Source organism: Paraburkholderia sp. FW306-2-2C-D06C, assembly GCF_058781505.1.
Genome location: NZ_JBYSWU010000002.1, coordinates 157975 through 180620, shown reverse-complemented (window position 1 = coordinate 180620; position 22646 = coordinate 157975). Strand labels below are relative to the sequence as shown.

General features: G+C 59.1%; 21 protein-coding genes. 11 read left to right on the top strand and 10 right to left on the bottom strand.

Features of this window, described 5'->3' with window-relative positions; all coding sequences use genetic code 11:
* Positions 1-34: 34 nt before the first annotated feature.
* The 6 genes from AC3WLT_RS02480 to AC3WLT_RS02455 all read left to right on the top strand — a co-directional run bounded on the left by AC3WLT_RS02480 (position 35) and on the right by AC3WLT_RS02455 (position 5565).
* The gene (locus tag AC3WLT_RS02480; protein ID WP_492590343.1) at positions 35-952 is read left to right on the top strand and encodes an ABC transporter permease subunit; all 918 of its coding nucleotides are present in this window, start codon (positions 35-37) and stop codon (positions 950-952) included.
* Complete coding sequence (livM, locus tag AC3WLT_RS02475) at positions 952-2238, top strand: high-affinity branched-chain amino acid ABC transporter permease LivM (RefSeq protein ID WP_492590342.1); 1287 nt, start codon at positions 952-954, stop codon at positions 2236-2238. Before AC3WLT_RS02480 ends, livM begins: the two co-directional genes overlap by 1 nt.
* A complete protein-coding gene (locus AC3WLT_RS02470; protein WP_492590341.1) occupies positions 2235-3086 on the top strand; it encodes an ABC transporter ATP-binding protein in 852 nt (283 codons plus the stop codon). Before livM ends, AC3WLT_RS02470 begins: the two co-directional genes overlap by 4 nt.
* Positions 3079-3804 (top strand): ABC transporter ATP-binding protein, encoded by a 726-nt coding sequence (locus AC3WLT_RS02465; RefSeq protein WP_492590340.1) that lies wholly within the window; start codon positions 3079-3081, stop codon positions 3802-3804. Before AC3WLT_RS02470 ends, AC3WLT_RS02465 begins: the two co-directional genes overlap by 8 nt.
* A gap of 397 nt (positions 3805-4201) precedes the next feature.
* Positions 4202-5011, top strand: a complete 810-nt coding sequence (locus AC3WLT_RS02460) for an NAD(P)H-dependent oxidoreductase (protein WP_492590339.1) — start codon at positions 4202-4204, stop codon at positions 5009-5011.
* Between the two features lie 80 nt (positions 5012-5091).
* Positions 5092-5565, top strand: a complete 474-nt coding sequence (locus AC3WLT_RS02455; protein ID WP_492590338.1) for a VOC family protein — start codon at positions 5092-5094, stop codon at positions 5563-5565.
* Between the two features lie 262 nt (positions 5566-5827).
* Here AC3WLT_RS02455 and AC3WLT_RS02450 read toward each other — a convergent pair whose 3' ends face one another.
* The 7 genes from AC3WLT_RS02450 to AC3WLT_RS02420 form a co-directional block, all read right to left on the bottom strand.
* Positions 5828-7306, bottom strand: a complete 1479-nt coding sequence (locus tag AC3WLT_RS02450) for an aldehyde dehydrogenase (protein ID WP_492590337.1) — start codon at positions 7304-7306, stop codon at positions 5828-5830.
* A 26-nt stretch (positions 7307-7332) separates the two neighbouring features.
* Entirely contained in the window at positions 7333-8160 is an 828-nt protein-coding gene (locus AC3WLT_RS02445) for an HpcH/HpaI aldolase/citrate lyase family protein (protein WP_492590336.1), read from the bottom strand.
* Complete coding sequence (locus tag AC3WLT_RS02440; RefSeq protein ID WP_492590335.1) at positions 8153-9529, bottom strand: MmgE/PrpD family protein; 1377 nt, start codon at positions 9527-9529, stop codon at positions 8153-8155. Before AC3WLT_RS02440 ends, AC3WLT_RS02445 begins: the two co-directional genes overlap by 8 nt.
* Positions 9530-9553: 24 nt before the next feature.
* The gene (locus AC3WLT_RS02435) at positions 9554-10732 is read right to left on the bottom strand and encodes a CaiB/BaiF CoA transferase family protein (RefSeq protein WP_492590334.1); all 1179 of its coding nucleotides are present in this window, start codon (positions 10730-10732) and stop codon (positions 9554-9556) included.
* A 10-nt stretch (positions 10733-10742) separates the two neighbouring features.
* Positions 10743-11903 (bottom strand): acyl-CoA dehydrogenase family protein, encoded by a 1161-nt coding sequence (locus AC3WLT_RS02430; RefSeq protein WP_492590333.1) that lies wholly within the window; start codon positions 11901-11903, stop codon positions 10743-10745.
* A gap of 20 nt (positions 11904-11923) precedes the next feature.
* Entirely contained in the window at positions 11924-12799 is an 876-nt protein-coding gene (locus AC3WLT_RS02425) for an HTD2 family dehydratase (RefSeq protein WP_492590332.1), read from the bottom strand.
* 104 nt (positions 12800-12903) lie between these two features.
* Positions 12904-13824 carry a LysR substrate-binding domain-containing protein gene (locus tag AC3WLT_RS02420; protein ID WP_492590331.1) on the bottom strand — a complete coding sequence of 307 codons (921 nt, stop codon included), beginning with the start codon at positions 13822-13824 and terminating at the stop codon, positions 12904-12906.
* A gap of 258 nt (positions 13825-14082) precedes the next feature.
* Here AC3WLT_RS02420 and pruA point away from each other — a divergent pair, with 258 nt between their 5' ends.
* The 3 genes from pruA to AC3WLT_RS02405 all read left to right on the top strand — a co-directional run bounded on the left by pruA (position 14083) and on the right by AC3WLT_RS02405 (position 18193).
* Entirely contained in the window at positions 14083-15675 is a 1593-nt protein-coding gene (gene pruA, locus AC3WLT_RS02415; protein ID WP_492590330.1) for an L-glutamate gamma-semialdehyde dehydrogenase, read from the top strand.
* Positions 15676-15753: 78 nt separating this feature from the next.
* A complete protein-coding gene (locus tag AC3WLT_RS02410; protein ID WP_492590329.1) occupies positions 15754-16971 on the top strand; it encodes a pyridoxal phosphate-dependent aminotransferase in 1218 nt (405 codons plus the stop codon).
* 58 nt (positions 16972-17029) lie between these two features.
* Entirely contained in the window at positions 17030-18193 is a 1164-nt protein-coding gene (locus AC3WLT_RS02405; protein WP_492590328.1) for an NAD(P)/FAD-dependent oxidoreductase, read from the top strand.
* An 18-nt stretch (positions 18194-18211) separates the two neighbouring features.
* Here AC3WLT_RS02405 and AC3WLT_RS02400 read toward each other — a convergent pair whose 3' ends face one another.
* The 3 genes from AC3WLT_RS02400 to AC3WLT_RS02390 form a co-directional block, all read right to left on the bottom strand.
* A complete protein-coding gene (locus tag AC3WLT_RS02400; protein WP_492590327.1) occupies positions 18212-18976 on the bottom strand; it encodes a helix-turn-helix domain-containing protein in 765 nt (254 codons plus the stop codon).
* A 130-nt stretch (positions 18977-19106) separates the two neighbouring features.
* Positions 19107-19712 carry a thiamine pyrophosphate-dependent enzyme gene (locus AC3WLT_RS02395; protein WP_492590326.1) on the bottom strand — a complete coding sequence of 202 codons (606 nt, stop codon included), beginning with the start codon at positions 19710-19712 and terminating at the stop codon, positions 19107-19109.
* Between the two features lie 8 nt (positions 19713-19720).
* On the bottom strand, positions 19721-20236 hold the full coding sequence (locus AC3WLT_RS02390) for a thiamine pyrophosphate-binding protein (protein ID WP_074283245.1): 516 nt from the start codon (positions 20234-20236) through the stop codon (positions 19721-19723).
* Between the two features lie 301 nt (positions 20237-20537).
* Between AC3WLT_RS02390 and AC3WLT_RS02385 the strand changes: the two genes are divergently transcribed.
* Together AC3WLT_RS02385 and AC3WLT_RS02380 are read left to right on the top strand one after the other, a co-directional pair.
* Positions 20538-21287, top strand: a complete 750-nt coding sequence (locus AC3WLT_RS02385; RefSeq protein WP_492590325.1) for an electron transfer flavoprotein subunit beta/FixA family protein — start codon at positions 20538-20540, stop codon at positions 21285-21287.
* 22 nt (positions 21288-21309) lie between these two features.
* Positions 21310-22308, top strand: coding sequence for an electron transfer flavoprotein subunit alpha/FixB family protein (locus AC3WLT_RS02380; RefSeq protein WP_492590324.1), 999 nt, complete (start codon positions 21310-21312; stop codon positions 22306-22308).
* The last annotated feature ends 338 nt before the right edge of the window (positions 22309-22646 follow it).

The following is a 22646-nucleotide window of genomic DNA, read 5'->3' as shown; positions in this document are numbered from 1 at the left end:
GCGCCGCCTCTGCAGCAGATTCACCGGAGAGGACATGAGCCAGGCATTGCAACAACTGATTAACGGGCTGACCTTGGGCGCCGTCTACGGCCTGATCGCGATCGGCTACACGATGGTCTACGGCATTATCGGCATGATCAATTTCGCTCACGGCGATATTTACATGGTGAGCGCGTTCATCGCCGTGACCTGCTTCACGCTGCTTGCAGGCAGCGGGATCTCGTCGGTCGTGGCGAGCATTGCAATTACGCTGATCGTATCGATCGCACTGACGTCCGTATTCGGCTGGACCGTCGAACGTGTCGGTTATCGGCCGCTTCGCGGGTCCAATCGTCTCGCGCCACTGATCTCGTCAATCGGGATTTCCATCTTCCTGCAGAACATGGTTCAGCTTACTCAAGGCGCGCGAGTCAAGTCTATCCAGCCGCTCGTGACGGGAGGCGTGAACCTTTTCTCCGGCGAACAATTTCACGGGCCATACGTTTCGTACGTGCAAATTCTCATCGTCGTTGTGACGATTCTGCTGATGTGCGCCTTCACGCTATTCATCAATAAAACTCCTTTCGGCAGACAGCAGCGAGCTTGTGAACAGGATCAGCGGATGATGCAGTTCCTCGGCTACAACGTCGATCGGATCATCGCCCTGACGTTCATGATTGGCGCCGCACTGGCGGCCGTCGCAGGCGTCATGGTGACGCTCTACTACGGTGTGATCGATTTCTCGATCGGATTCGAGGCGGGTATCAAGGCGTTTACCGCAGCCGTGCTCGGCGGAATTGGCTCGATTCCCGGGGCAATGCTGGGCGGTGTGATCATCGGTTTGATCGAAGCATTCTGGGCCGCCTACCTCTCGCCCGAATACAAGGATGTGGCCACATTCGTGATTCTGATTGTGGTCTTGATGTTTCGTCCATCCGGGCTTCTCGGCCGACCCGAAGTGGAGAAGGTGTGATGAGTTCGACCGTTATGCAAGAAACGAATCTACATTTTCGCGTCAAGGATGGACTTGGCGCGGCGCTGGTAGCGGGCCTCGTCGGCTTGCCCATGCTGGGTTTGACGACGCGAGATGGCAGCAATGGTCTCGAGGTTCAGACGCGATGGGCGCTGCTGGCGGCTTTCATCGCGATCGCATTTGCCGGGCGCATCGTCATGCAGCTTTTGCTGCAGCGTTTTAGTCTTTTTTCAAAGCGCCGGTCGCGCGCCAGACCCGCTCCTCAAGTCGCGGGTAACGGCTCGCTTGTCTGGGCCGGCGCCGGATGCGTGGCGTTCGCCGTGCTGTTGCCTGCGTTGTTCGCCGGAAATCGCTACGTCGTCGATACAGCGACGACCGTACTGATCTACGTCATGCTTGGCTGGGGCCTGAATGTCGTTGTCGGTCTGGCTGGGCTGCTGGACCTCGGTTATGTCGCGTTCTATGCGGTAGGCGCGTACACATACGGCCTGTTGTCGACGCATTTCGGCTTTGGTTTCTGGCAGTGTTTGCCGATCGCCGGCGGCCTCGCTGCGGCGTTCGGCATGTTGCTTGGTTACCCGACTCTCCGGCTCAGAGGCGATTATCTGGCCATCGTCACGCTCGGATTCGGGGAAATCATACGGTTGATACTCGTGAATTGGGACGACGTGACAGGCGGACCCAACGGCGTCTCGTCCATTCCGAAGCCGACCTTCTTCGGGCTCCCCATGCAGGCATCTGGCGACGGTCCGACCTTCGCGACCGTGTTCGGCCTTGATTACTCGCCCGGCCAGCGAGTCGTCTTTCTGTATTACCTGATTCTCGCACTCGCGCTCCTGACTAACCTTCTTGTTTCGCGCCTCAGACGGCTACCTGTTGGGCGCGCGTGGGAAGCGGTGCGCGAAGACGAGATCGCCTGCAAAGCAATGGGCATCAACGTAACCAATGTGAAACTGTCAGCCTTTGCGACTGGCGCAATGCTGGCCGGATTCGCCGGTGTGTTCTTCGCCGCGCGGCAGGGGTTCATTTCACCAGAGAGCTTCACATTTTCGGAGTCCGCTACGATTCTCGCGATCGTGGTGCTCGGCGGTATGGGGAGCCAGCTCGGCGTCGTCCTTGCGGCAGCCTTGCTGGTGATTTTGCCCGAGTTAGGGCGTGATTTCTCCGAGTACAGAATGCTGCTTTTCGGTGTTGCAATGGTCTTTATCATGGTCGTGCAGCCCGGCGGCCTGATCAGCCATCGCCGTGCGACTGTCAGCGCGCCTGGCGTGGAGGCAAAACAATGAACGCCTCTACTACGCTGCTCAGCGTTGAGAATCTGACGATGCAGTTTGGCGGACTTCGTGCGATCGAAGACCTGTCCATGACGGCGCGCGCAGGAGAGGTGACGTCGGTGATCGGGCCGAACGGAGCCGGAAAGACGACGTTTTTTAACTGCCTGACGGGCTTCTACAAGCCGACCAAAGGCGCCATCACGTTGGGGCATCCCCGTCATGGGACGCTTCGGCTGGGTGCGATGAAGAATGTCGACGTGGCGCGGATTGGCCAGGTCGTCAGAACGTTCCAGAACATACGGCTGTTCCCGCGTATGACCGTGCTCGAAAACCTGATGATTGCCCAGCACAATGTGTTGCAGGACGCGTCCAGGTTCTCGATTGCTGGCGCACTCAATGCGAGGTCGTTTCGACGCGCGAACGACAAGGCGATAGAAAACGCTTTGATGTGGCTCGAGCGATTAAGCGTTCGAGATATAGCCAACAAACCTGCCGGCGACATGCCTTATGGGGTGCAGCGTCGCGTCGAGATCGCGCGCGCGATGTGCGCAGACCCCATTCTGCTGTGTCTGGATGAGCCGGCTGCCGGCCTCAATCCGCGCGAGTCGGCAGAACTCACCGCGTTGTTGACCTCGCTCGCCAGGGAGCAGGGCATCGGCATATTGTTGATCGAGCACGATATGAGCGTCGTTATGAAGGTTTCAGACCATATTGTCGTGCTCAATCACGGGAAGAAAATTGCAGAAGGCTTGCCTGCTGACATCAAGGTGAATCGTGAGGTGATCAGCGCATACCTCGGCGAGGACGACGAGACGTCGTCACTCGGTGAAGCAACGCAGGAGAAGTCAGCTCATGCTTAAGATTACCGAACTCAGTGCCCACTATGGCAGCGTCCAGGCGCTGCGCGGGGTGAGCCTTGGCGTGAAGACTGGCGAGATCGTCACGTTGATCGGTGCGAACGGCGCAGGCAAGTCGACGCTGATGAATACCATTTTCGGCTATCCACGGGCCAGCGGCGGCACGGTCGAATTCGACGGACAGAATATTTCGAAACTGCCATCGCATGCGATCGGCAAGCTCGATATTGCGGTTGTGCCCGAAGGGCGCCGTATCTTTCAGCGGATGACCGTGCTCGAGAATCTCCTGATGGGCGATACGTCGGGCAATCGCCGGACCGCGGATGATCTCGAGCGCATGTACGAGATGTTCCCGATCCTGAGGAGCAGAGCCTCGCAGCGTGCCGGCACGCTGTCGGGAGGGGAGCAGCAGATGCTCGCGATAGGACGCGCACTGATGTCGCGGCCGAGATTGCTCCTGCTCGATGAGCCGTCGCTCGGTCTCGCGCCGATCTTCATCAAGAAGATTTTTTCGGTCATCAAGGAGTTGAACGAGCAACTCGGGATGACGATTCTGCTTGTCGAACAGAACGCTCATCACGCGCTGCGTGTGGCGCATCGAGGGTATGTTCTCCAGCACGGGCAGATCGCCCTTGACGGGAGCGGTGCTGAGTTGCTGGCCAACCCTGCTGTGCGGGCGGCGTATCTGGAGGGCGACACTGCTCAATTGGATGCGGCCTGAGCGGTGATCTGGAGGGCGCGGGGTGCTCGCCCCCACTTTTCGAGGTTCGAGGCAGGGGAGTTGCGGCAATTCTCCGCAGAGTGATGGTGCCCTGTAGGTGAGTTGAGCGCCATTGCGGAAAGTGGTTCTCCGGCCTACGTAGGGGCGTTTATCCTCAAGAAATGTGCGGAATTCCGCGAAAATTAGCCGAGCCCTCTCAAGACCGGAATTTCGCAAAGAACCAGAATGCTGTAAATCGAATCGATCGCCGCCACGGGATTGCGTTCCAGAATGAGGGCTGATCCATGAGCCTGCCTACTGGGACTACACGGGACGATGGCGGCATATACGGAACGAATTCAAGCGCAGGCCACCGGCCCGCACGCTCAATGAACTGGTTTTTTGTGGAGTTTTTCGCATGAAAGTGCTCATCGTTTTCGCTCACCCCGAACCCAGGTCGTTCAATGGTGCGCTGAAAGATACGGCTGTCTCGACTCTGAAAGCGCAGGGGCACGAGGTTCAGGTAACAGACCTGTATCAACTGAATTGGCGGCCCGAACTCGGCGTCGAAGACTTCGTGGGTGAGCGTCTCAATCCTGACTTCCTCGATCTCTCGGCGGAACAGGAACATATGTTCGGGACGTCCACGAAACCGACGCCGGATGTTTACGCCGAGCAGCAGAAGGTGCTCTGGTCCGATCTGATCATCTTCCAGTATCCGATGTGGTGGTTCGGGATGCCGGCGATTCTGAAGGGCTGGGTGGATCGCGTGATGACCCGCGGATTCGCCTATGCGACCGGGCGAAAATACGAGACCGGTATGTTCAGGGGCCGCAAGGCGATGGTCTCGACCACGACGGGAACGGCCGCGAGCCTTTACGAGCCGGACGGTGTCGACGGTGATATCAATCACATCCTATGGCCGATCCACAACGGGATCTTCAATTACCTTGGCTTCGATGTGCTGCCGCCGCATGTGTCGTGGATGCCTGGCCGCGTGAGCGCCGAGGGGCGTCAAGCGTACCTCGACTCCTACGCAGCGCGGTTGCGCACGCTCGAGAGCACGGCGCCCTTGTTCTTCCATCCCTTTGCGGACTTTGGTCCTGACCAACGTCTGAAGCCGGGTGTGGTGGCCCGTTCCGGCTTCCAATGGAACCCGGCCGTCGGCCAGTCGCATGATGATGCGGCAGAAACGTACACGCCGAAGAAGATTGCGAAGGCGGGATGATCCGGCGTGACGTCGGGCCGCAGCTGCTGTCGAAAGCTTCTGTGGCCCAGCATCGAAACTGACCAGGAGTGAAACACACGATGGAAAAGCTGCCCATGTTTCAGAAGCTGCACCACGTCTGCATCGTGGTTCGTGACATTGAGAAGGCCGTGAAGTATTACGAGTCGATCGGAGTCGGTCCGTGGACAGATTTTCCGCCGATGGATGCGTACGAACTGGACGGCTACGATCGTCCAGCCTTTCTGAAGATGCGTTATAAGTTCGCGAACATCGACAACGCCCAGCTGCAGCTTTGCCAGCCAGGAGACGGAGACACGCCGCAACGACGCTTTCTGGAAACGCACGGCGAAGGCGTTTTTCATCTTGGCTTCTCTGTGGAGAGCTGCGATAAAGCAGAGGAACAGGCTGCGAACGCCGGACTGGATGTTCTGGCACGCGGGCGTCTCGATGATCGAAGCGGCTTCACGTACTTCAAGACGGTCAACGAAGGGGCAGGGGTCACGTTAGAGGTCCGGGCGCCGAGCACCAAGGGAGCTCAGGGCATCAAGACCTGATACGCTTGCAAAGCGCTTCCCTAAATTCTTCTTCGCACCCGACAAGACAGTTCTAACAGCGTCGGGCAGTCATTGCCCGGCGAGCGATTCCTGTGATTCACCATCGAGGTGATCCGCCGAAAGCACGTCGGCGGCCGGGGACAATGCCGCGGCCGTGAGCGCGGAGCGTTGTGCAAGGCAACGCGTGATCCTTTCGTTATCCCAGTCGCCCTGAGTTCGAATTCAGAACGGCCCCGCGGTACGCCGCGGGGCATCGTCACATTTATCTCATGACGAACGGGTTTGCAGTCTTGACCCCCGTATTGATCCAGACGCTCTTCGTTTGCAGATACTCGCGGATCGCGTCGATACCGTTCTCGCGGCCAAGCCCGGAATCCTTGTAGCCGCCGAACGGCGACATGTAGCTTACCGCGCGATAGCTGTTCACCCAGACCATGCCGGCCTGCAGCCTTTCGGCGACACGAATGGACCGGCCGATATCTTTCGTCCAGACCCCTGAGCCCAGACCGAAGCGCACATCATTTGCCAGTGCAACCGCCTCGTCTTCGTCCTTGAACTTGATGATAGACAGGATAGGACCAAAGACTTCTTCCTGTGCGATCCGCATCCTGTTGTTGACGTTACCGAAAATGGTTGGCTCGACGAACCAGCCATTACCGCATTCCGGTGCACTGCCAGGCTTCCCACCGAGCAGCAACGTCGCACCTTCCTGCTTCGCGGTTTCAATGTAAGACAGGACTTTCTGGTATTGAGGACGCGTCGTTACCGGCCCGACCTGTGTATCCATACTCGACGGATCACCCATCTTCGCGGTACGTGCCAGCGTCAGGAGTTTGTCGACGAACGTGTCGTAGATGCTTTCTTGCAACAACAGCCGCGAACCGGCAATACAGGTCTGTCCGGTCGCGGCGAAGATGCCGGAAACCGCGCCATTCACTGCGTCTTCCAGATCGGCATCGTCGAACACGATGTTGGGTGACTTGCCGCCGAGTTCGAGACTAACGTGTTTGAATTGACGTGCTGCCGCCTCGTTGATCGCCCGGCCTGTGGAATCTGCGCCGGTGAACGTGATCTTCTTGACCAGGGGGTGTTCCACCAAAGGCGAGCCGACGTCCGCACCGAATCCGGTCACGACGTTCACTACACCCGGCGGAAAGCCGGCTTCGATGAAGAGTTTCGCAAACTCGATCGTGGACGCCGAAGTGAACTCGGACGGTTTGATCACAACCGTGCAACCTGCGGCCAACGCGGGCGCAATCTTCCATGTTGCCAGTAGCAGGGGCGAATTCCACGGCGTGATCGCGGCGACGACGCCCAACGGTTCATTGCGCGTGAAGTTGAAGTATCCCTTCTTGTCGAGCGGAATGACGGCGCCCTGAATCTTGTCCGCCAGGCCGCCAAAATAGTAATACCACTGGGGCAAATACTGGCACTGGCCGAGCATCTCCGCCATGAGCTTGCCGTTGTCCCGAACTTCGAGTTCGGCAAGCCGCTTTGCGTCTCGCGCGATCAGGTCGCCGACCCGATGAAGCAGCAGGCCTCGCTGGCTCGGAGACATCTGTGACCATGGTCCTGTACTGAATGCGGTATGCGCCGCTTGCACAGCCCGATCGACGTCGGTCCCGTTGCCTTTTGCAATCTGCGCCCAGGTTTCTCCCGTGAACGGATTTTCCGTATCGAACCATTCGCCCGAAGTCGACTGGCAAGATTCGCCATTGATGTACATCTCAAATCGTTGCATGACTCTCGTCTCCAATTGATATTGAATCAGGCGCCAAGGGGCAGACGTCGCTGGGACTCAGCCAGGATTTCCTGCGCCTTCAAAATGACCGGCCTGTCTACCATGCGGCCGTCCACAGCAACGGCCGCCCCGTGGGATGCAGCTGCGCCTTCGACAACCCGGTGCGCCCATTCGACATCCTTCTCGCTGGGGATGAACGCGGCATTGACTGCGGCCACCTGCCTCGGATGAATACAAAGCTTGGCGCCGAAGCCGAGCCGCTTTGCACGGATCGTGTCGCGCGTGATCTGCTCGGGATCGTCGAGTGTGGTGCTGACCCCGTCCACCGGTGGCAGCAGATTGCCGATGCGAGAGGCGAAGACGATCTGTGAGCGGAAGTACAGAAGCTGCTCATCGTCGCCGTCAATGCCGAGGTCGAGCTGGAAATCCACATTGCCGAATACGAGTCGGGTGGTCAGCCGGTGCTGGGCGATAGCGACCACATTCCGAAAACCTTGGGCGGTCTCGATCATCGGCAGGATGTCGGTCGGCTTGCCCGCGAACTCGCAAAGGAAGATATCGTCGATGCGTTCCGTCTTGGGCAGCATGACGGCGGCGACGGATGGCGCACGGCATACGGCGATGTCGTCGCGAAACCATTCGCTGTTCACATCATTTACCCGCACGGCGACTGGCGTACTGTTTGTCGACAGCCACTCGGCGAGGGCCGCCCGAGCGATCTTCTTCTCACTGGGAGGCACTGCATCCTCCAGATCGATAACGACCACATCGACGCCCGACGCAGCCGCCTTGGCAAACCTGTCCGGCCGGTTGCCGGGAACGAAGAGATAGGAGCGGGGTGCAAGGTCAGCCATGTTGGGTCTCCAGTTTCGATTCGGGGAGCAGTTTGGGTACGACGGTTGCACCGGTAATCGTCCATACCGACGCGATGGAGCGCTTGAGTTCGTCTTCAGTGGCCGCATTGCCATACAAACCCAGCGTGATCGTTTTGTGCTCGAGTTCGGCGCGCGTGAGCGTGTTGCCCGGATCGCCCTTGGGATCATCCACGCGGCCCTCGAAGGTGCGACCGGCCTTCGTCTGAACGATGACCTTCCCGATCCAACGTGACGGATAGGCCGTATCGACTTCAGGGTCGAGCACCATCAAAACCTTTTTGCAGAAGTGCGCGATCCTGCTTTCCTTGTAATGGCCGTCGAACTCACGTACCCCCGCGTGGCCAAATTCCGCGACCAGAGCGAGGACGGTGCCCATGGAGAACTTCGCCTGATGAACAGTCTTTGGGTCGGTTACCGGGCCGAGGACGTCAATTGCAGCCTGGTGAACATGGGTTACCACCGTCTCGATGTCATCCGGCACGAGCTTCTCGCGCTGAATAACCTGCAGCAGAGCATCGGCTGCCGGATGAGTGTGCCGGCACGAAGCGTGATACTTGAAAGACGTCTCTATCAGCGCCCACCGCTCGCCGAGCGCTTCGGCGAGTTTGTCCGGATGCGTTTGCGTGGACATGCCGGCCCCCATGCCTTTCGCACCCTCGAAGATGTCCTTCGCACCGGTGAAACCGTCGGCCGCCAGGTAGGCTGCGAGAAGACCGTTCGCCGCAGCCTTGGCCGTATGCAGTTGCTTGGAGTCCGCGGCGTCTTTCAAGAATTCCCAGAGCCCGGCTGCCTGGGTGCCGGCGGAGCCAAACGCATTCACCATCTGCTCGTCGCTCAATCGCAAGAGATTACCGACCGCCGCTGCGGCTGCGACCGTACCGACCGTACCGGTGGTATGAAAAATCTTGTAGTGCGACCGGCCGAGGAATTCTCCGACACGGATGCCCACTTCATAGCCTGCGACAGATGCAGCGACGAACTCTTTGCCACTTCTGCCAAGCGCTTGCGCGGCGGCCCACGCTGCGGGGAAGACGACGGTTGCCGGGTGCAGGACCGAACTGTTGTGAAGGTCGTCCTGTTCGGCGAAGTGCGATGCGGCGGCGTTGATCATTGCCGCGAAGGGTGGACTGGTCGTTCGGCGGGAGATCAGTACTTCGCAGGGACCGGACTGTGGCCCGAAATCCAGTGCGTGCTTCTGGATCGTCTCGACCGGGCGCGCGCCCCGGCCGGCCAGTGCTGAGCCGAACCAGTCAAGAAAAAGGTCCTCCGTGCGCGCTACCACGTCTGTAGGGATCTGTTCAAACTTGAGATTGGCCGCAAACGAAGCAAGAATCTGGGTATTGCTCATAACAGGCTTACCTTAACTGGGGAGTTAGATTACGGCCGCTTCACGAAGCTCGCGGATGGCATCGGTCGAAAACCCCAATTCACTCAAAAGGGCTTCGGTGTGTTGGCCTAACGCGGGCACGGCGTCCAGTCGAACATCGGATGCTGTACTGACGCCCGGCGGCAGCAAGGCGGGAATGGCGCCTGCAGGGGAGTCGATGCTCACCCAGCGATTGCGTTCTTTAAGCTGAGGATGCGACCACACGTCGGGCATATCATTCATCCGTGCGTTGGCGATCTGCGCGGTATCCAGCCGACTGATGACTTCTTCCGAAGTCAGTTTGCTGAATGCGGCGACAATGATTTCGCGCAGTTCCTCGCGTGCTGCTACCCGCTTCGAGTTGGAACTGAAATGAGGATCGACGGCGAGTTCAGGTGCCAGAAGGACTTGCGCACAGAAGACACCCCATTCACGCTCGTTCTGCAATCCCAGCATGACTGTCTTTGCATCGCCGGCGGGGAAAGGGCCATAGGGGTAGATGGTCGCGTGAGCAGCGCCGGCGCGAGGTGGCGGAGATGCGCCGTCGAACGCGTAGTAAAGGGGATACGTCATCCACTCCACCATGCTCTCGAGCATCGAGACGTCGATTTCCCGCCCCAACCCGGTTTTCGATCGCTGCAGAAGCGCGGAGAGGATGTTCGTGTAGGCGTACATCCCTGCAGCGATGTCAGCAATGGAACAGCCGGCTTTTGCTGGTGAGTCCGGACCGCCGGTAATCGACAGGAACCCGGACTCACTCTGGATCAGCAGGTCGTATGCTTTCTTGTCCCGATAGGGGCCATCGGATCCGTAACCGGAGATGTTGCAGACAATCAGGCTGGGATACTTGTCACGCAACGCTTCATACGACAGCCCCAGTCGCGCCGCGGCGCCGGGTGCCAGGTTTTGCACCAGCACGTCGGTGTCCTCAAGCAGGCGCTCGAAAATCCCCTGTGCCTGAGGGGCCTTGACGTCTAGCGTGAGGCTCTCTTTCGAGCGATTGCACCATACAAAGTGCGAGGCCATGCCGTGCACGCGCTCGTCATAGGCACGCGCGAAGTCCCCGACACCAGGGCGCTCGATCTTGATCACGCGTGCGCCAAGATCCGCAAGCTGCCGGGTACAGAAGGGTGCTGCAATCGCGTGTTCGAGGGTGATGACCTTCACGCCGTCCAGCGGTTTCATGTCCGTCTCCTCAGAAAGAGCGCGGCAGCCCGAGCAGATGCTCGGCTACGTACGAGAGAATGAGATTGGTCGAGATCGGCGCGACCTGATAGAGCCGTGTCTCGCGGAATTTGCGTTCGACGTCGTATTCGTTCGCAAAACCGAAGCCGCCGTGGAACTGCAGGCACGCGTTGGCCGCCTCCCAGGAGGCGTCAGCCGCAAGCAGCTTGGCCATATTGGCTTGCGCGCCGGCGGGCTGCCTGGCGTCGAAAAGCTCGCAGGCCTTGTAGCGCATCAAGCTTGCCGCTTCGACGTTGACGTGCGCGCGGGCGATCGGAAACTGCACGCCCTGGTTCTGTCCGATCGGGCGGCCGAAGACGACGCGTTCTTTGACGTACTTACAAACCTTGTCGAGGAACCAGTACCCGTCGCCGATACATTCGGCGGCGATGAGTGTCCGCTCAGCGTTCAGGCCATCAAGGATGTACTTGAAGCCTTTGCCTTCTTCGCCGATGAGGTTTTCGGCGGGAATCTCGAGGTTGTCGAAAAATAGCTCGTTGGTCTCGTGATTCACCATGTTCGGAATGGGGCGAACCGTCATACCCTTGCGGATCGCCTGATGTAAGTCGACCAGAAAGATCGACATGCCCTCGGATTTCTTGGCGACCTTATCGATCGGTGTGGTTCGCGCCAGCAGAATCATCAGGTCGGAGTGTTGAACCCGCGAGATCCAGACCTTCTGGCCATTGACAACATAACGGTCACCCTTGCGAACCGCAGTCGTCTTGAGTTTGGTGGTGTCGCTGCCGGTCGTCGGCTCGGTCACGCCCATCGACTGAAGCCGCAACTTTCCGCTGGCGATTTCCGGAAGGTACCTGGCCTTTTGCTCTGCCGAGCCGTGCCTGAGCAGTGTCCCCATGTTGTACATCTGCCCGTGACACGCGCCAGAATTGCCACCGCTGCGGTTGATCTCTTCCATGATCACTGAGGCTTCGGTCAGTCCGAGCCCCGAGCCGCCATATTCCTGTGGAATAAGGGCTGCCAGCCAACCGGCGTCGGTTAGGGCTTGCACAAAGGTCTCGGGGTAGGCTCGTTCCTCGTCGATCTTGCGGAAATACTCGGCGGGGAAGTTGGAACACAAATCGCGAACTGCTTCGCGAATGTCCTGATAGGGGTCAACGTTAGCCAGCACTTGTCTCTACTCCTCAGAGTTCATTTTTGAAAAACACACGCGGGTGCCGTTAGCGTCGCCTCGGCATCGACGCACAGCACGCCATCGGAATTGGCTGCCCAGAGCTTTACCTCGGTCGATCCTGGGGCGCGGGCCGCGTAGAGATGAAACGGGGCCTGGTCAAACAGTGGGTTGACCGCTTTGAATGAGAAAGAAGCGATCGAATTGCCGGGAAGGCTGCGCCGGACGAGATCGATCAGCAACGTCGCAGTCAGCGGCCCGTGGACGACCAGCGCCGGATAGCCTTCCTGCTCACGGGCGTAGGGGCGGTCATAGTGAATGCGATGGCCGTTGAATGTATTTGCGGAGTAGCGAAAGAGCAGCACAGGGTCGGGCACGATCTCCCGTTTCCAGGTGAACTCTGCCGGCGCGGTCGGGCCGGTTGCCGCGGTGTACGCCGTGGTCGCGGACTCGCGATAAACAACGTCCTGTTCTTCGGAAATCAGCGGACCTTCGAGGTCTTCCAGTTCGTGACGCAGACGTACAAACACGAGCTTTCCGGTGCGTCCTTCCTTGGCCGCTATATCAAGAATCTGCGACGTCCTGGTGACTTCGCTGCCGACCACGAGCGCACGCTCGAACCGGACGCGGCTTCCGGCCCACATACGTCTGGGCAGTGGCACCGGCGGCAGGAATCCACCGCGTGTCGGATGTCCGTCCGTGCCGACCTGTGACTGCGAAACAATGTGGGGAAAAAGCGCCCAGTGCCACAGTGGCGGCAACGGAGAGCCGGCACGCGGGGCGTCCTCATAGTCCAGCGTAGCAGCGAGTTGTTGCGCGAGACGTGGCGAGACGAATTCGCGTTCGGCCTGTGTACGGCCGATCCAGGTGCGCAGGTAGTTGAGTTCAGCAGTCATCGGGTCGTCGGGTAGCGTCGTTCGCGCTAGATTGACGCACCCGTCTGCTGACTACAATTTGTGTGTGGAGAAGAGGGCTTTAAACGCAGACTAACTGCTGACGTTCAGGCCGGCTGGGGCTCATGATCGGTTTTGCACTTCTGCGTGAGGAGGTCGACCAGTTCCCGCGCGAAAGACGGCAACAGGTCGAGGTTGCGCACGCAGATCAGCAGATTTCGCGTTGCCCAGTCGTTTTCGATTTCAACGAGCCGGATGTTCATGGTCTTGACGTAGCGTACCGCTGACGAGCAAGGCAACACCCCGATCCCCACGTTAGCCTCGATCATTCGGCACAGCGCTTCGAAGTTACCTACTTCAATTCGCACCTGAAGTTTCTTGTGCATGTCGTTTGCTACGCGGTTCAGAAATGTGTGAATCGCGCTAGCTTCGGGCATTCCGACGAAGTCAAATCCGGTTGCCTCCTCAAATGGAATGGACGTCTTTCCGGCGAGGGGGTGCGAATTCGAGACCGCCAATATGAGCCGGTCTGACCGGTACGGCAGGACTTGCAGAGATTCGGGCCTGACATTGCCCGCGACTATCCCGACGTCCGCAGTGCCTTCACTGACCGCACGCACCACGTCATGGCTCAACCGTTCGCGAAGCTCGACGTTCACGTCGGGATGGTCGGCGAGGAAGTCACGCAGGTCGTTAGGCAGGAATTCAGTCGTAGCGGTAGTGTTCGCAAAGATCCGCACATGACCTTTGATGCCGCGCGCGTACTCCTGCATGTCGCCGCGCAACTGCTCGAGCTGCGACAGGACGAGCCGTGCGTGATGTAGGAACGCCTGGCCCGGCGGCGTGAGGGTAACCCCCTGGCTGGTCCGATACAGCAGTTTGGCTCCCATGCTTTCTTCCAGATTTTTGATCCGGGTGCTCGCTGCGGGTACGGACATATGAAACCGCTCGGCACCCCGCGTCAAGCTATCCGTCTCAGCAATACATGTGATGAGACGAAGATCAACCAGATCGAAATGCATGGCCATGATACGTGCTCCGAATGAAGAGATGTCCCGTAGATCAAGTGTAGCAAATAGCAGAAATCCGCAAATCTGTATTTGCGATATTTTTTTATTAGTTTACAGATGTCCTTATAAATAAGGTTCGTTAGTGGATATCGACTTCCGTACAGTTTATATAAGTATGCGAAATTCCGCACGAATCGATGGAGCCAGATCAAGACCGGAACATTTTTGCGCCGGACAATCGGTTCACGGTAGCGTGCCGCGCTCAACAAGGCGGCAGTGCAGCCCAAACCATTCAATCTGGAGAAAGCGATGTTGATTGCGCCGTTCAAGAACGAGCCGTTCGATTTGTTCGACACCGAAAGTGCCAAGGCAGACATGCAGCAGGCGCTGAAAAAAGTGCGTGCCGAGTTTGGCCAGACCTATCCGCTGGTGATCAATGGCGAGCGCGTGCAGACCGAAGCGACACTCGTCTCGACGAATCCGTCGAATCCGGACGAGATCGTCGGCTATACCGCCAAGGCGACGACGCAGCACGCTGACGCCGCGCTGGAAGCAGCCTGGACCGCCTTCGAATCGTGGAAACGTTGGAGCCAGGAAGATCGATCGCGCGTCATGTTGAAGGCCGCGGCAATCATGCGCAAGCGCAAGCGCAAGCGCGAGCTCGAGGCGTGGCTGGTCTATGAAATCGGCAAGAACTATGTCGAAGCGAGCGCCGAAGTCGCGGAAATGATCGACTTCACCGAGTACTACGCACGTCAGGCGATCAAGCACGTCGGCGGCCTCGGTTCGCTGATTGATTATCCGGGTGAAGAGAACGAGAGCTTCTACATTCCGCTGGGCGTGGGTGTGACGATTTCGCCGTGGAATTTCCCGATGGCGTTGATGACCGGCATGACGGTCGGCGCGATCGTGGTGGGTAATACGGTTGTTTGCAAGCCTGCGGAAGATACGGTGGTGTCATTGGCCAAGATCTTCGACATCTTCGCCGAAGCAGGTCTGCCGCCCGGCGTGGTGAATTATCTGCCGGGTACCGGACGCGAAATCGGTTCGTATCTGGTCGCCCATCCGAAGACGCGCTTCATCAACTTCACGGGCTCGCTCGCAACCGGTGCCCAGATCAACGAGTCCGCTGCAAAGCTTGCCGAAGGCCAGAAATGGTTCAAGCGGGTTTTCCTCGAGTTGGGTGGCAAGGACGCCATTCTGGTCGATGAAACGGCCAATCTCGATGACGCAGCGGCTGCAGTGATCCAGGCAGCCTTCGGCTATTCCGGCCAGAAGTGTTCGGCCTGCTCGCGTCTGATCGTGGTGGATTCGGTCTACGACGCATTGCTCGAGAAGGTCGTTGCGAAGACGAAGGAACTGATTGTCAGTGAAGCCAAGGACAATCCGAGTTTCGGTCCGGTTTGCAATGAACTGCAGTACAAGAAGGTGCTGTCGTACATCGATATCGGTCACACCGAGGGCAAGCTGCTGGCGGGTGGCAAGGCCGTGGAGAATGCAGCCGGCTATCTGATTGAGCCGACGATCTTCGGCGACGTGTCGCCTCGCGCGCGCATTGCACAAGAGGAAGTGTTCGGACCGTTCGTCGCCGCGATTCGCGTCAAGGATTTCGAGGAAGGTCTGGCCGTGGTTAACGACACGGTCTACGGGCTGACCGGCGCGCTCTTCTCGAACGACCGCAGCCGCATCGAACGAGCACGCCGTGATTTCCACGTCGGCAATCTGTACTTCAACCGCAAGTGTACGGGCGCGCTGGTCGGGGTTCAGCCGTTCGGCGGGTTCAATCTGACGGGTACCGATACCAAGACGGGCGGTCCTGACTACCTTTTGCAGTTCCTGCAAATGAAGGCAGTGGCTGAACGTCTGTAAGCGTGCGTGTTCCGGGGCGCCACCGACAGGCAGCCCCGGTTCACACGGTAGGCTTTTAAAACGAACGGAATGAACACAATGGGCTTCATTGCAGACCGCATTGGCCAGATCGCCCCTGCGCAGACGATGGCAATGGCAGCAAAAGCGGCAGAACTGCGTCGTGCCGGGAAGAACGTTATTTCCCTGTCGCAAGGCGAACCAGACTTTCACACGCCTGAGAATATCCAGGCTGCGGCGATTCGTGCGATGCGCGAAGGTAAAACGCGCTACACGGAGGCCGCGGGTATTCGGGAGTTGCGCGAGGCGATCGTCGCGAAACTGAAGCGCGACAACGGTGTCGACTACCCAGTGGATAGCGTCAGCGTATCGGTTGGTGCGAAGCAGGCGATTTTCGCGGCCTTTTTCGCGACCCTCAATCCGGGCGATGAAGTGATCGTGCCCGCGCCGTGCTGGGTCTCCTATCCGGAGATCGTCAAAATGGCGACCGGCACGCCCATCGTCGTGGCGTGCGACGAAGCGGCAGGGTTCAAACTGACGGCTGCGCAGCTGGAGGCGTCGATCACGCCGCGCATCAAGTGGCTGATGCTGAATTCGCCATCGAATCCGACCGGGGCGGTTTACTCGGTTGAGGAACTCCGTACCATCGCGGAAGTACTGCGTCGACATCCCCATGTCTGGGTGCTGTCGGACGACATCTACGAAAAGCTCATCTATACCGGAAGCCCGTTTGTCAATATCCTGAACGTGGCACCGGAGTTGCAGGAGCGGACGCTCATCATCAACGGCGTGTCCAAGGTGTACTCGATGACTGGCTGGCGGATTGGCTATTCCGCCGGACCGGCTGCGCTCATCCGCGCCATGAATCTCGTGCAAGGCCAGATTGTCACCAGTGCGTCATCGGTGTCGCAATACGCAGCGATCGAAGCGCTAACGGGGGATCAGTCATTCGTGGAGACATCGCGATCGGCTTTTGACGAGCGCCGGAAACTGGTCGTCAAAACGCTGAGCGACATACCAGGACTCCATAGTAACCAGCCCGAAGGCGCGTTCTATGCTTTCGTCGGCTGCCATGGTGTCATCGGAAGCCGTACGCCGAGTGGCAGGCTTCTGGAAAACGACCAGGACTTCGTCATGTACCTGTTGGAAGAGGCGAACGTGGCGGTGGTTTCAGGTTCCGGTTTTCTGCTCTCGCCGTACTTCAGACTCTCTTATGCCGCATCACTCGACGACCTGAACGAAGCGCTGAGCCGGATTCGCGCCGCGTGTCAAAGCCTCGAAACTGTAGCGGTCTCATAGTCCGTTATCCACACACTGCTCGGCTCTCAGGAGCCCAACGAGCCTTCGAAGGTAAATAATGAGCGAAAGGATTGTCATCACGGGTGGTGGTGCAATTGGTTGTTCAATCGCGTATTTCCTGAGCCTCCAGAAGACGCCCGGACGTGAGATCTGGGTGATCGAAAAAGATCCGACCTATCAGATCGCGTCATCGTCGCTCTCGGCCAGTTCGATCCGCCAGCAGTTTTCAACGCCCATTTGCATTCAGCTATCGCAGTTCGGCTACGACTTCTTCTCCTCGTGCGAGCGGGAGAAGGCGCAGTACGGGGCCGGTGTCGATCTGGTGGATTGCGGCTATCTGTTCGTGGGCAATGCGCAGCAAGAGAGCGTGCTACGTCGGCGGAGCTCGCTCGCCAGATCGTTAGGCGTCGAGCTGCGGGAACATTCCGCTGAAGCGTTGCAGCAGCGCTACCCGTGGATGAACGTCGGCGATCTGACTTATGCCGTTGAAGGCCTTGCAGGCGAAGGCTGGTTCGATGGCTACAGCGTTATGCAATGGTTCAGAAACCGTGCGCGCGAGGCGGGCGTTCATTTCGCCACGGGTGAAGCGGCGGGCTACCGTACACGTGGAAACCGGGTTACCCATGTCGAACTGACTGATGGGCGGGAAATCTCCGGGGATACGTTCGTGAATGCAAGCGGAGCATGGTGCGCGCCTCTTGCCAAAAGCGTCGGTGTCGATCTGCCGGTTCGGCCAAGACGGCGTTCGGCGTTCGTCGTTTCATGCCCGACGTCGATCCCGGATATGCCGATCCTGATCGACACGTCTGGCGTGTACCTGCGTAGGGAACAGAACCATTTCCTGTGCATCGTCTCGCCCTCGGCGGAGATGGATCTGGATAACCTGCCACTCGACGTGCAGTTTTCCGAATTTGACGAGATCATCTGGCCGACGCTGGCAGAGCGGATCCCCGCGTTTGAGGCGCTACGCGTGGAACACGCATGGGCTGGCTACTACGAATACAACATCCTCGACCAGAACGGCATCGTCGGTCAGTCGGGGCCGGAAAACTCGTTCGTGGCGGCCGGTTTCAGCGGCCACGGCATGATGCACAGTCCCGGTGTCGGTCGTGCAATGGCTGAACTGCTGGCCTTCGGCGAGTTCAGAACTTTGGACCTCTCGCCGCTATCGCCGGCGCGGCTCACGTCGGGCCAACTTGTGATCGAGGAGGGTGTTTACTAGCACCCGGCAGGCGGTTGATCAGTGTGGATGCAGGCCACGCCCTCGCGCGTTTCGATACTGTCGGGGCGTGAGGTGCGTGGCGGACTTGAATTGCCGCGCAAAAGCGCTGTGGTCCGCGTAGCCGCAGTCCGTCGCGATATCCGTAATGCTGTTGTCAGTCGTTTCGAGCAGCTTGCACGCGTGGTCGATCCGCAATTTCATCAGCAGTTGCTTGGGCGTCAGATGAAACACTTCACGGGTCAGACGTTCCAACGTGTCGACAGAGATGGAGGCGCGTTCCGCCGCCTCAGTGACCAGGATGTTCTGTCCGAGGTTCTGTTCCAGATAATCCAGATATTCCAGTAAGCGGCGGTAGCCGTGATGCCGTTCGTCGGGGCGAGGCAGATCGCGCGAGATGCCGATCAGTCCGATCGCTTGCCCGTCCTCGTTGAGTACCGGGAACTTGGAGCTCAGGCACCAGTATCGATGCCCCGATCCTGACGAGTAGAGGCGCAGGCGATCGACAATCGGAGACTGGGTTTCGATAACGTTCAGATCTTGCGCGTTGGTGCTTGCACCGGTCACGGGAAATAGCTGGTCGGCCGTCTGGCCAATCACATCGTCGCGCGACATCCCACTTCGGTTGATGAGCGTTTGATTAACGGAAAGATAGCGCGCCTGGGCGTCCTTGATGTAGTACAGCACGTCCGGAAAACAATCGAAGACGCGCTCGAGCATCTCGGGCTGCCGGTCCAGCTGTCGAAAGACCTCCACCAACATATCGGAATAGGCCTTGGCGGGCATAAGGGGATCAGCGTGAAGTCACAGTGATCCCGATTGTACAGGGGGTGTAATCCGGGGCTGGAGCGAAGAAAGCGGTGGGGCGGCAGCTAGCCGCTCCATCGCTTTCCTGCAGGGATCCGCACCTTGGTGCTTATTGGCTGGCGTGCGCCTTGGCGCCAAGCAATGCTTCACGGAAACGGCTTCGCAGGTACGGACCGTCACGTGGGGGGAGGGCGGTCGGTTCGGGATCGGTTCCGACCTTCACCGTGGCGAGCACGGGACCCGATGCCTTCAGAATGACGTCGACATACTCCTCGAGCCCGCCCTCGGCGTAAATAGTTGTCGCTTTCTCGAATCCAGCCGCCTTGGCGATTGCCGTGATGTCGACACCCCGTCCTGCGTGCGCCAACTGCATGCCTGTTTCCGCGTAGTGTTCGTTGTCGATAACGACGATGGAGAGATTGGCCGGCCGATCGACGCCTACGGTCGCGAGCGACCCGAGGCCCATCATCATTTCACCGTCGCCAACGAACACGATCACGCGCTTCTCAGGTCGTGCAAGCGCAATGCCAAGACCGAAGCTGACGGCGCCTCCCATCGCACCCCACAGGTAGAAGTTCTGTGGCGTATCGCCGGCGGCGGCCACATCGAAGGTCGGATTGCCAAGGCTGGTCACTGCCAGAACGTCCTGCTGCCGATCGCGGAGAATCCGCTTCACCGTCAGTCGACGGTTCAGGGGCGTCGTCTGCTGAGTCATGTTCGTGCTCACTTGTTAAAGTTCTTGGTGCCGATAACGCGCTGTCCGATCAGGACAGCGACCATCCGGGAGGTGTTGTAGCCGAAATTCAACGCGGCGCGTACGGTCTCAGGGACTTCGGCGGGATCATCCGCGCGGTAGACGTAGACGCCCGCCGATTCGAGGGCTTCCTGGGTGGATTTGCCCATGGCGACTTGCCAGGGATTGAATTCTCCCCACTCTCCGCGCATGGTGACCAGCATCACGATGGGCATGCGGCACTCGTGTTGCAGAGAAAGCATGTTGATGCAATTGCCCACGCCGCTCGATTGCAGCAGCAATACGCCGCGCTGGCCACCGACCCATGCGCCGCCCATCATGGCCACCCCTTCTTCTTCGGTGGTCAGCGAAACCGCATGGATTTCAGCGTCTGCTTCGCAGAGTTCGATAAGACGTTTGTGCCCCGCATCAGGTACGTATGCCACTTGCCGCACGTCAGCGGCTTTGAAGTGCTCGAAGATTGTTTCCGGCCAGTTGACTGACATGATGACGAGTTTTGGTAGGTTGATGAAAACGGATAGCCGTCGCGCTAAGCAGGGCTGATCGATTACCGTGCTTTGGTGAGTGATAGCTTGCATCAGCAAAAGTCGTCGCTCAATTACTGATTGCGGAAGACGCGATTAGGCTGGGGCTAACGGGATTTGTCGGTGCGGATTCACGCGCGGATCCTTTCCCTTCTGGCTTGCGTGTGCATTCGAGCGTCTGAAATGCAGCGTTCCAGAATGCCGAATTCCAACCCTTGGTTTGAGTAAGCACACTAGCGTTCAAACGATTAGAGAGGGAACCATGAAGATTGTTGTGCCTGTCAAGAGAGTGGTCGATTACAACGTAAAGGTCCGGGTGAAGTCGGACGGCAGTGGCGTTGACCTGGCGAACGTAAAGATGTCGATGAACCCGTTCGACGAAATCGCGGTTGAAGAAGCCGTTCGTCTGCGGGAAGCGGGCGTGGCGACCGAAGTGATCGCCGTGTCGGCGGGCGTGACGCAAGCGCAGGAAACGTTGCGCACGGCGCTCGCGATCGGCGCGGACCGCGCGATCCTGATCGAGTCGGGCGAAGAACTGCAGCCGCTGGCGGTCGCCAAGCTGCTGAAAGCGCTGGTCGACAGGGAAGAGCCTTCATTGATCATTCTTGGCAAACAGGCGATCGACGACGATTCGAACCAGACCGGCCAGATGCTCGCCGCGCTGGCGAACCTGCCGCAGGCGACGTTCGCCTCGAAGGTCGTTGTCGCCGACGGCAAGGCGATCGTGTCGCGTGAAGTCGATGGCGGCGCCGAAACGCTGTCGCTGACGCTCCCCGCCGTGGTCACCACCGACCTGCGCTTGAACGAGCCGCGCTACGTGACGCTGCCGAACATCATGAAGGCGAAGAAGAAGCCGCTGGAAACGATCAGGCCGGAAGACCTGGGCGTTGACGTTGCGCCGCGCCTGAAGACGCTGAAAGTCGCCGAGCCGCCGAAGCGCTCCGCCGGTGTGATGGTGCCGGATGTGAAGACGCTGGTCGAGAAGCTGAAGACCGAAGCCAAGGTGCTTTAAGTAACACGCGGAGAGGGAACAAATGACGAATCTGGTAATAGCGGAACACGACGCCCCGACGACCGAAGGAAGCCCCCGTGGGGAGGAAGCCCCCTTGGGGGGCAACGCGTCGATCAAGGCCGCGACGCTGAACACGATTGCAGCCGCGCAGAAGATTGGTGGAGATATCCACGTGCTGGTGGCAGGGCACAACGCACAAGCCGCAGCGGATGCGGCAGCGAAGATCGCAGGCGTTTCGAAGGTGTTGCTGGCCGACGCGCCGCAACTCGCAGCGGGCCTGGCAGAAAACGTCGAGGCGACGGTGCTGACGCTTGTGCAAGACCCGGCGAAGGATTATTCGCACATCCTCGCGCCGGCGACTGCTTACGGCAAGAACATCGCGCCGCGTATCGCCGCGAAGCTCGACGTCGCGCAGATCAGCGACATCACCGCAGTGGTTTCCGCCGACACGTTCGAACGCCCGATCTACGCCGGTAACGCGATCGCAACGGTTCAATCGGCTGATCCGATCAAGGTCATCACGGTGCGCACGACCGGTTTCGACGCGGTCGCGGCCGTTGGCGGCAGCGCAACAGTTGAGAAGATTGCAGCCGCGGCAGACACAGGCATTTCGCAGTTCGTGAGCCGTGAAGTGACGAAGCTGGACCGTCCGGAACTGACCTCGGCGAAGATCATTGTCTCGGGTGGCCGCGGTCTGGGCAACGGCGAGAACTACACCAAGGTTCTGGAGCCGCTGGCGGACAAGCTGAACGCAGCACTGGGCGCCTCGCGCGCAGCCGTCGACGCGGGCTTCGTGCCGAACGACTATCAGGTCGGCCAGACCGGCAAGATCGTCGCGCCGCAACTGTACGTGGCCGTCGGCATCTCGGGGGCGATCCAGCATCTGGCCGGCATGAAAGACTCGAAGGTGATCGTGGCAATCAACAAGGACCCGGAAGCGCCGATTTTCGGCGTCGCCGATTATGGTCTGGTGGGCGATCTGTTCTCGGTCGTGCCGGAGTTCGAGGCCATGCTGTCTTAAGCGTACGTCGAGGGAAAGTCCAGGTCGGATGAGGTGACACGTGAGCAATTTGAATGATATGAGGCATGTCAGAGCGGCGGCGGCCTTAGCCGCTAATGCCGAAGATGCCTCCATTTGGCGGTGGTTCGCATTGCTGCTTGAAGAGCGAAGGATTCGCTGGTGCTGTAGCAGTGACCGTTGGCTCGTGAGCGTTGACAACCGGCACGTCGCCACGGATAGCAGCTTCGATAAAGCCATCCGGATCGCGAGGGAGACCCTGTCGTGAGGCATGCCAAGAACGCTAAGCGAAAACCGTACGGCGGACGCAACCGCCGAACTGCGCAAACTTGCCGCTGCGG

Excerpts from the sequence above, each read along its gene's own strand:
- AC3WLT_RS02480 (WP_492590343.1), top strand. The coding sequence starts at position 35 with ATGAGCCAGGCATTGCAACAACTGATTAACGGGCTGACCTTGGGCGCC.
- livM (WP_492590342.1), top strand. The coding sequence starts at position 952 with ATGAGTTCGACCGTTATGCAAGAAACGAATCTACATTTTCGCGTCAAG.
- AC3WLT_RS02470 (WP_492590341.1), top strand. The coding sequence starts at position 2,235 with ATGAACGCCTCTACTACGCTGCTCAGCGTTGAGAATCTGACGATGCAG.
- AC3WLT_RS02465 (WP_492590340.1), top strand. The coding sequence starts at position 3,079 with ATGCTTAAGATTACCGAACTCAGTGCCCACTATGGCAGCGTCCAGGCG.
- AC3WLT_RS02460 (WP_492590339.1), top strand. The coding sequence starts at position 4,202 with ATGAAAGTGCTCATCGTTTTCGCTCACCCCGAACCCAGGTCGTTCAAT.
- AC3WLT_RS02455 (WP_492590338.1), top strand. The coding sequence starts at position 5,092 with ATGGAAAAGCTGCCCATGTTTCAGAAGCTGCACCACGTCTGCATCGTG.
- AC3WLT_RS02450 (WP_492590337.1), bottom strand. The coding sequence starts at position 7,306 with ATGCAACGATTTGAGATGTACATCAATGGCGAATCTTGCCAGTCGACT.
- AC3WLT_RS02445 (WP_492590336.1), bottom strand. The coding sequence starts at position 8,160 with ATGGCTGACCTTGCACCCCGCTCCTATCTCTTCGTTCCCGGCAACCGG.
- AC3WLT_RS02440 (WP_492590335.1), bottom strand. The coding sequence starts at position 9,529 with ATGAGCAATACCCAGATTCTTGCTTCGTTTGCGGCCAATCTCAAGTTT.
- AC3WLT_RS02435 (WP_492590334.1), bottom strand. The coding sequence starts at position 10,732 with ATGAAACCGCTGGACGGCGTGAAGGTCATCACCCTCGAACACGCGATT.
- AC3WLT_RS02425 (WP_492590332.1), bottom strand. The coding sequence starts at position 12,799 with ATGACTGCTGAACTCAACTACCTGCGCACCTGGATCGGCCGTACACAG.
- AC3WLT_RS02420 (WP_492590331.1), bottom strand. The coding sequence starts at position 13,824 with ATGGCCATGCATTTCGATCTGGTTGATCTTCGTCTCATCACATGTATT.
- AC3WLT_RS02410 (WP_492590329.1), top strand. The coding sequence starts at position 15,754 with ATGGGCTTCATTGCAGACCGCATTGGCCAGATCGCCCCTGCGCAGACG.
- AC3WLT_RS02405 (WP_492590328.1), top strand. The coding sequence starts at position 17,030 with ATGAGCGAAAGGATTGTCATCACGGGTGGTGGTGCAATTGGTTGTTCA.
- AC3WLT_RS02400 (WP_492590327.1), bottom strand. The coding sequence starts at position 18,976 with ATGCCCGCCAAGGCCTATTCCGATATGTTGGTGGAGGTCTTTCGACAG.
- AC3WLT_RS02395 (WP_492590326.1), bottom strand. The coding sequence starts at position 19,712 with ATGACTCAGCAGACGACGCCCCTGAACCGTCGACTGACGGTGAAGCGG.
- AC3WLT_RS02390 (WP_074283245.1), bottom strand. The coding sequence starts at position 20,236 with ATGTCAGTCAACTGGCCGGAAACAATCTTCGAGCACTTCAAAGCCGCT.
- AC3WLT_RS02385 (WP_492590325.1), top strand. The coding sequence starts at position 20,538 with ATGAAGATTGTTGTGCCTGTCAAGAGAGTGGTCGATTACAACGTAAAG.
- AC3WLT_RS02380 (WP_492590324.1), top strand. The coding sequence starts at position 21,310 with ATGACGAATCTGGTAATAGCGGAACACGACGCCCCGACGACCGAAGGA.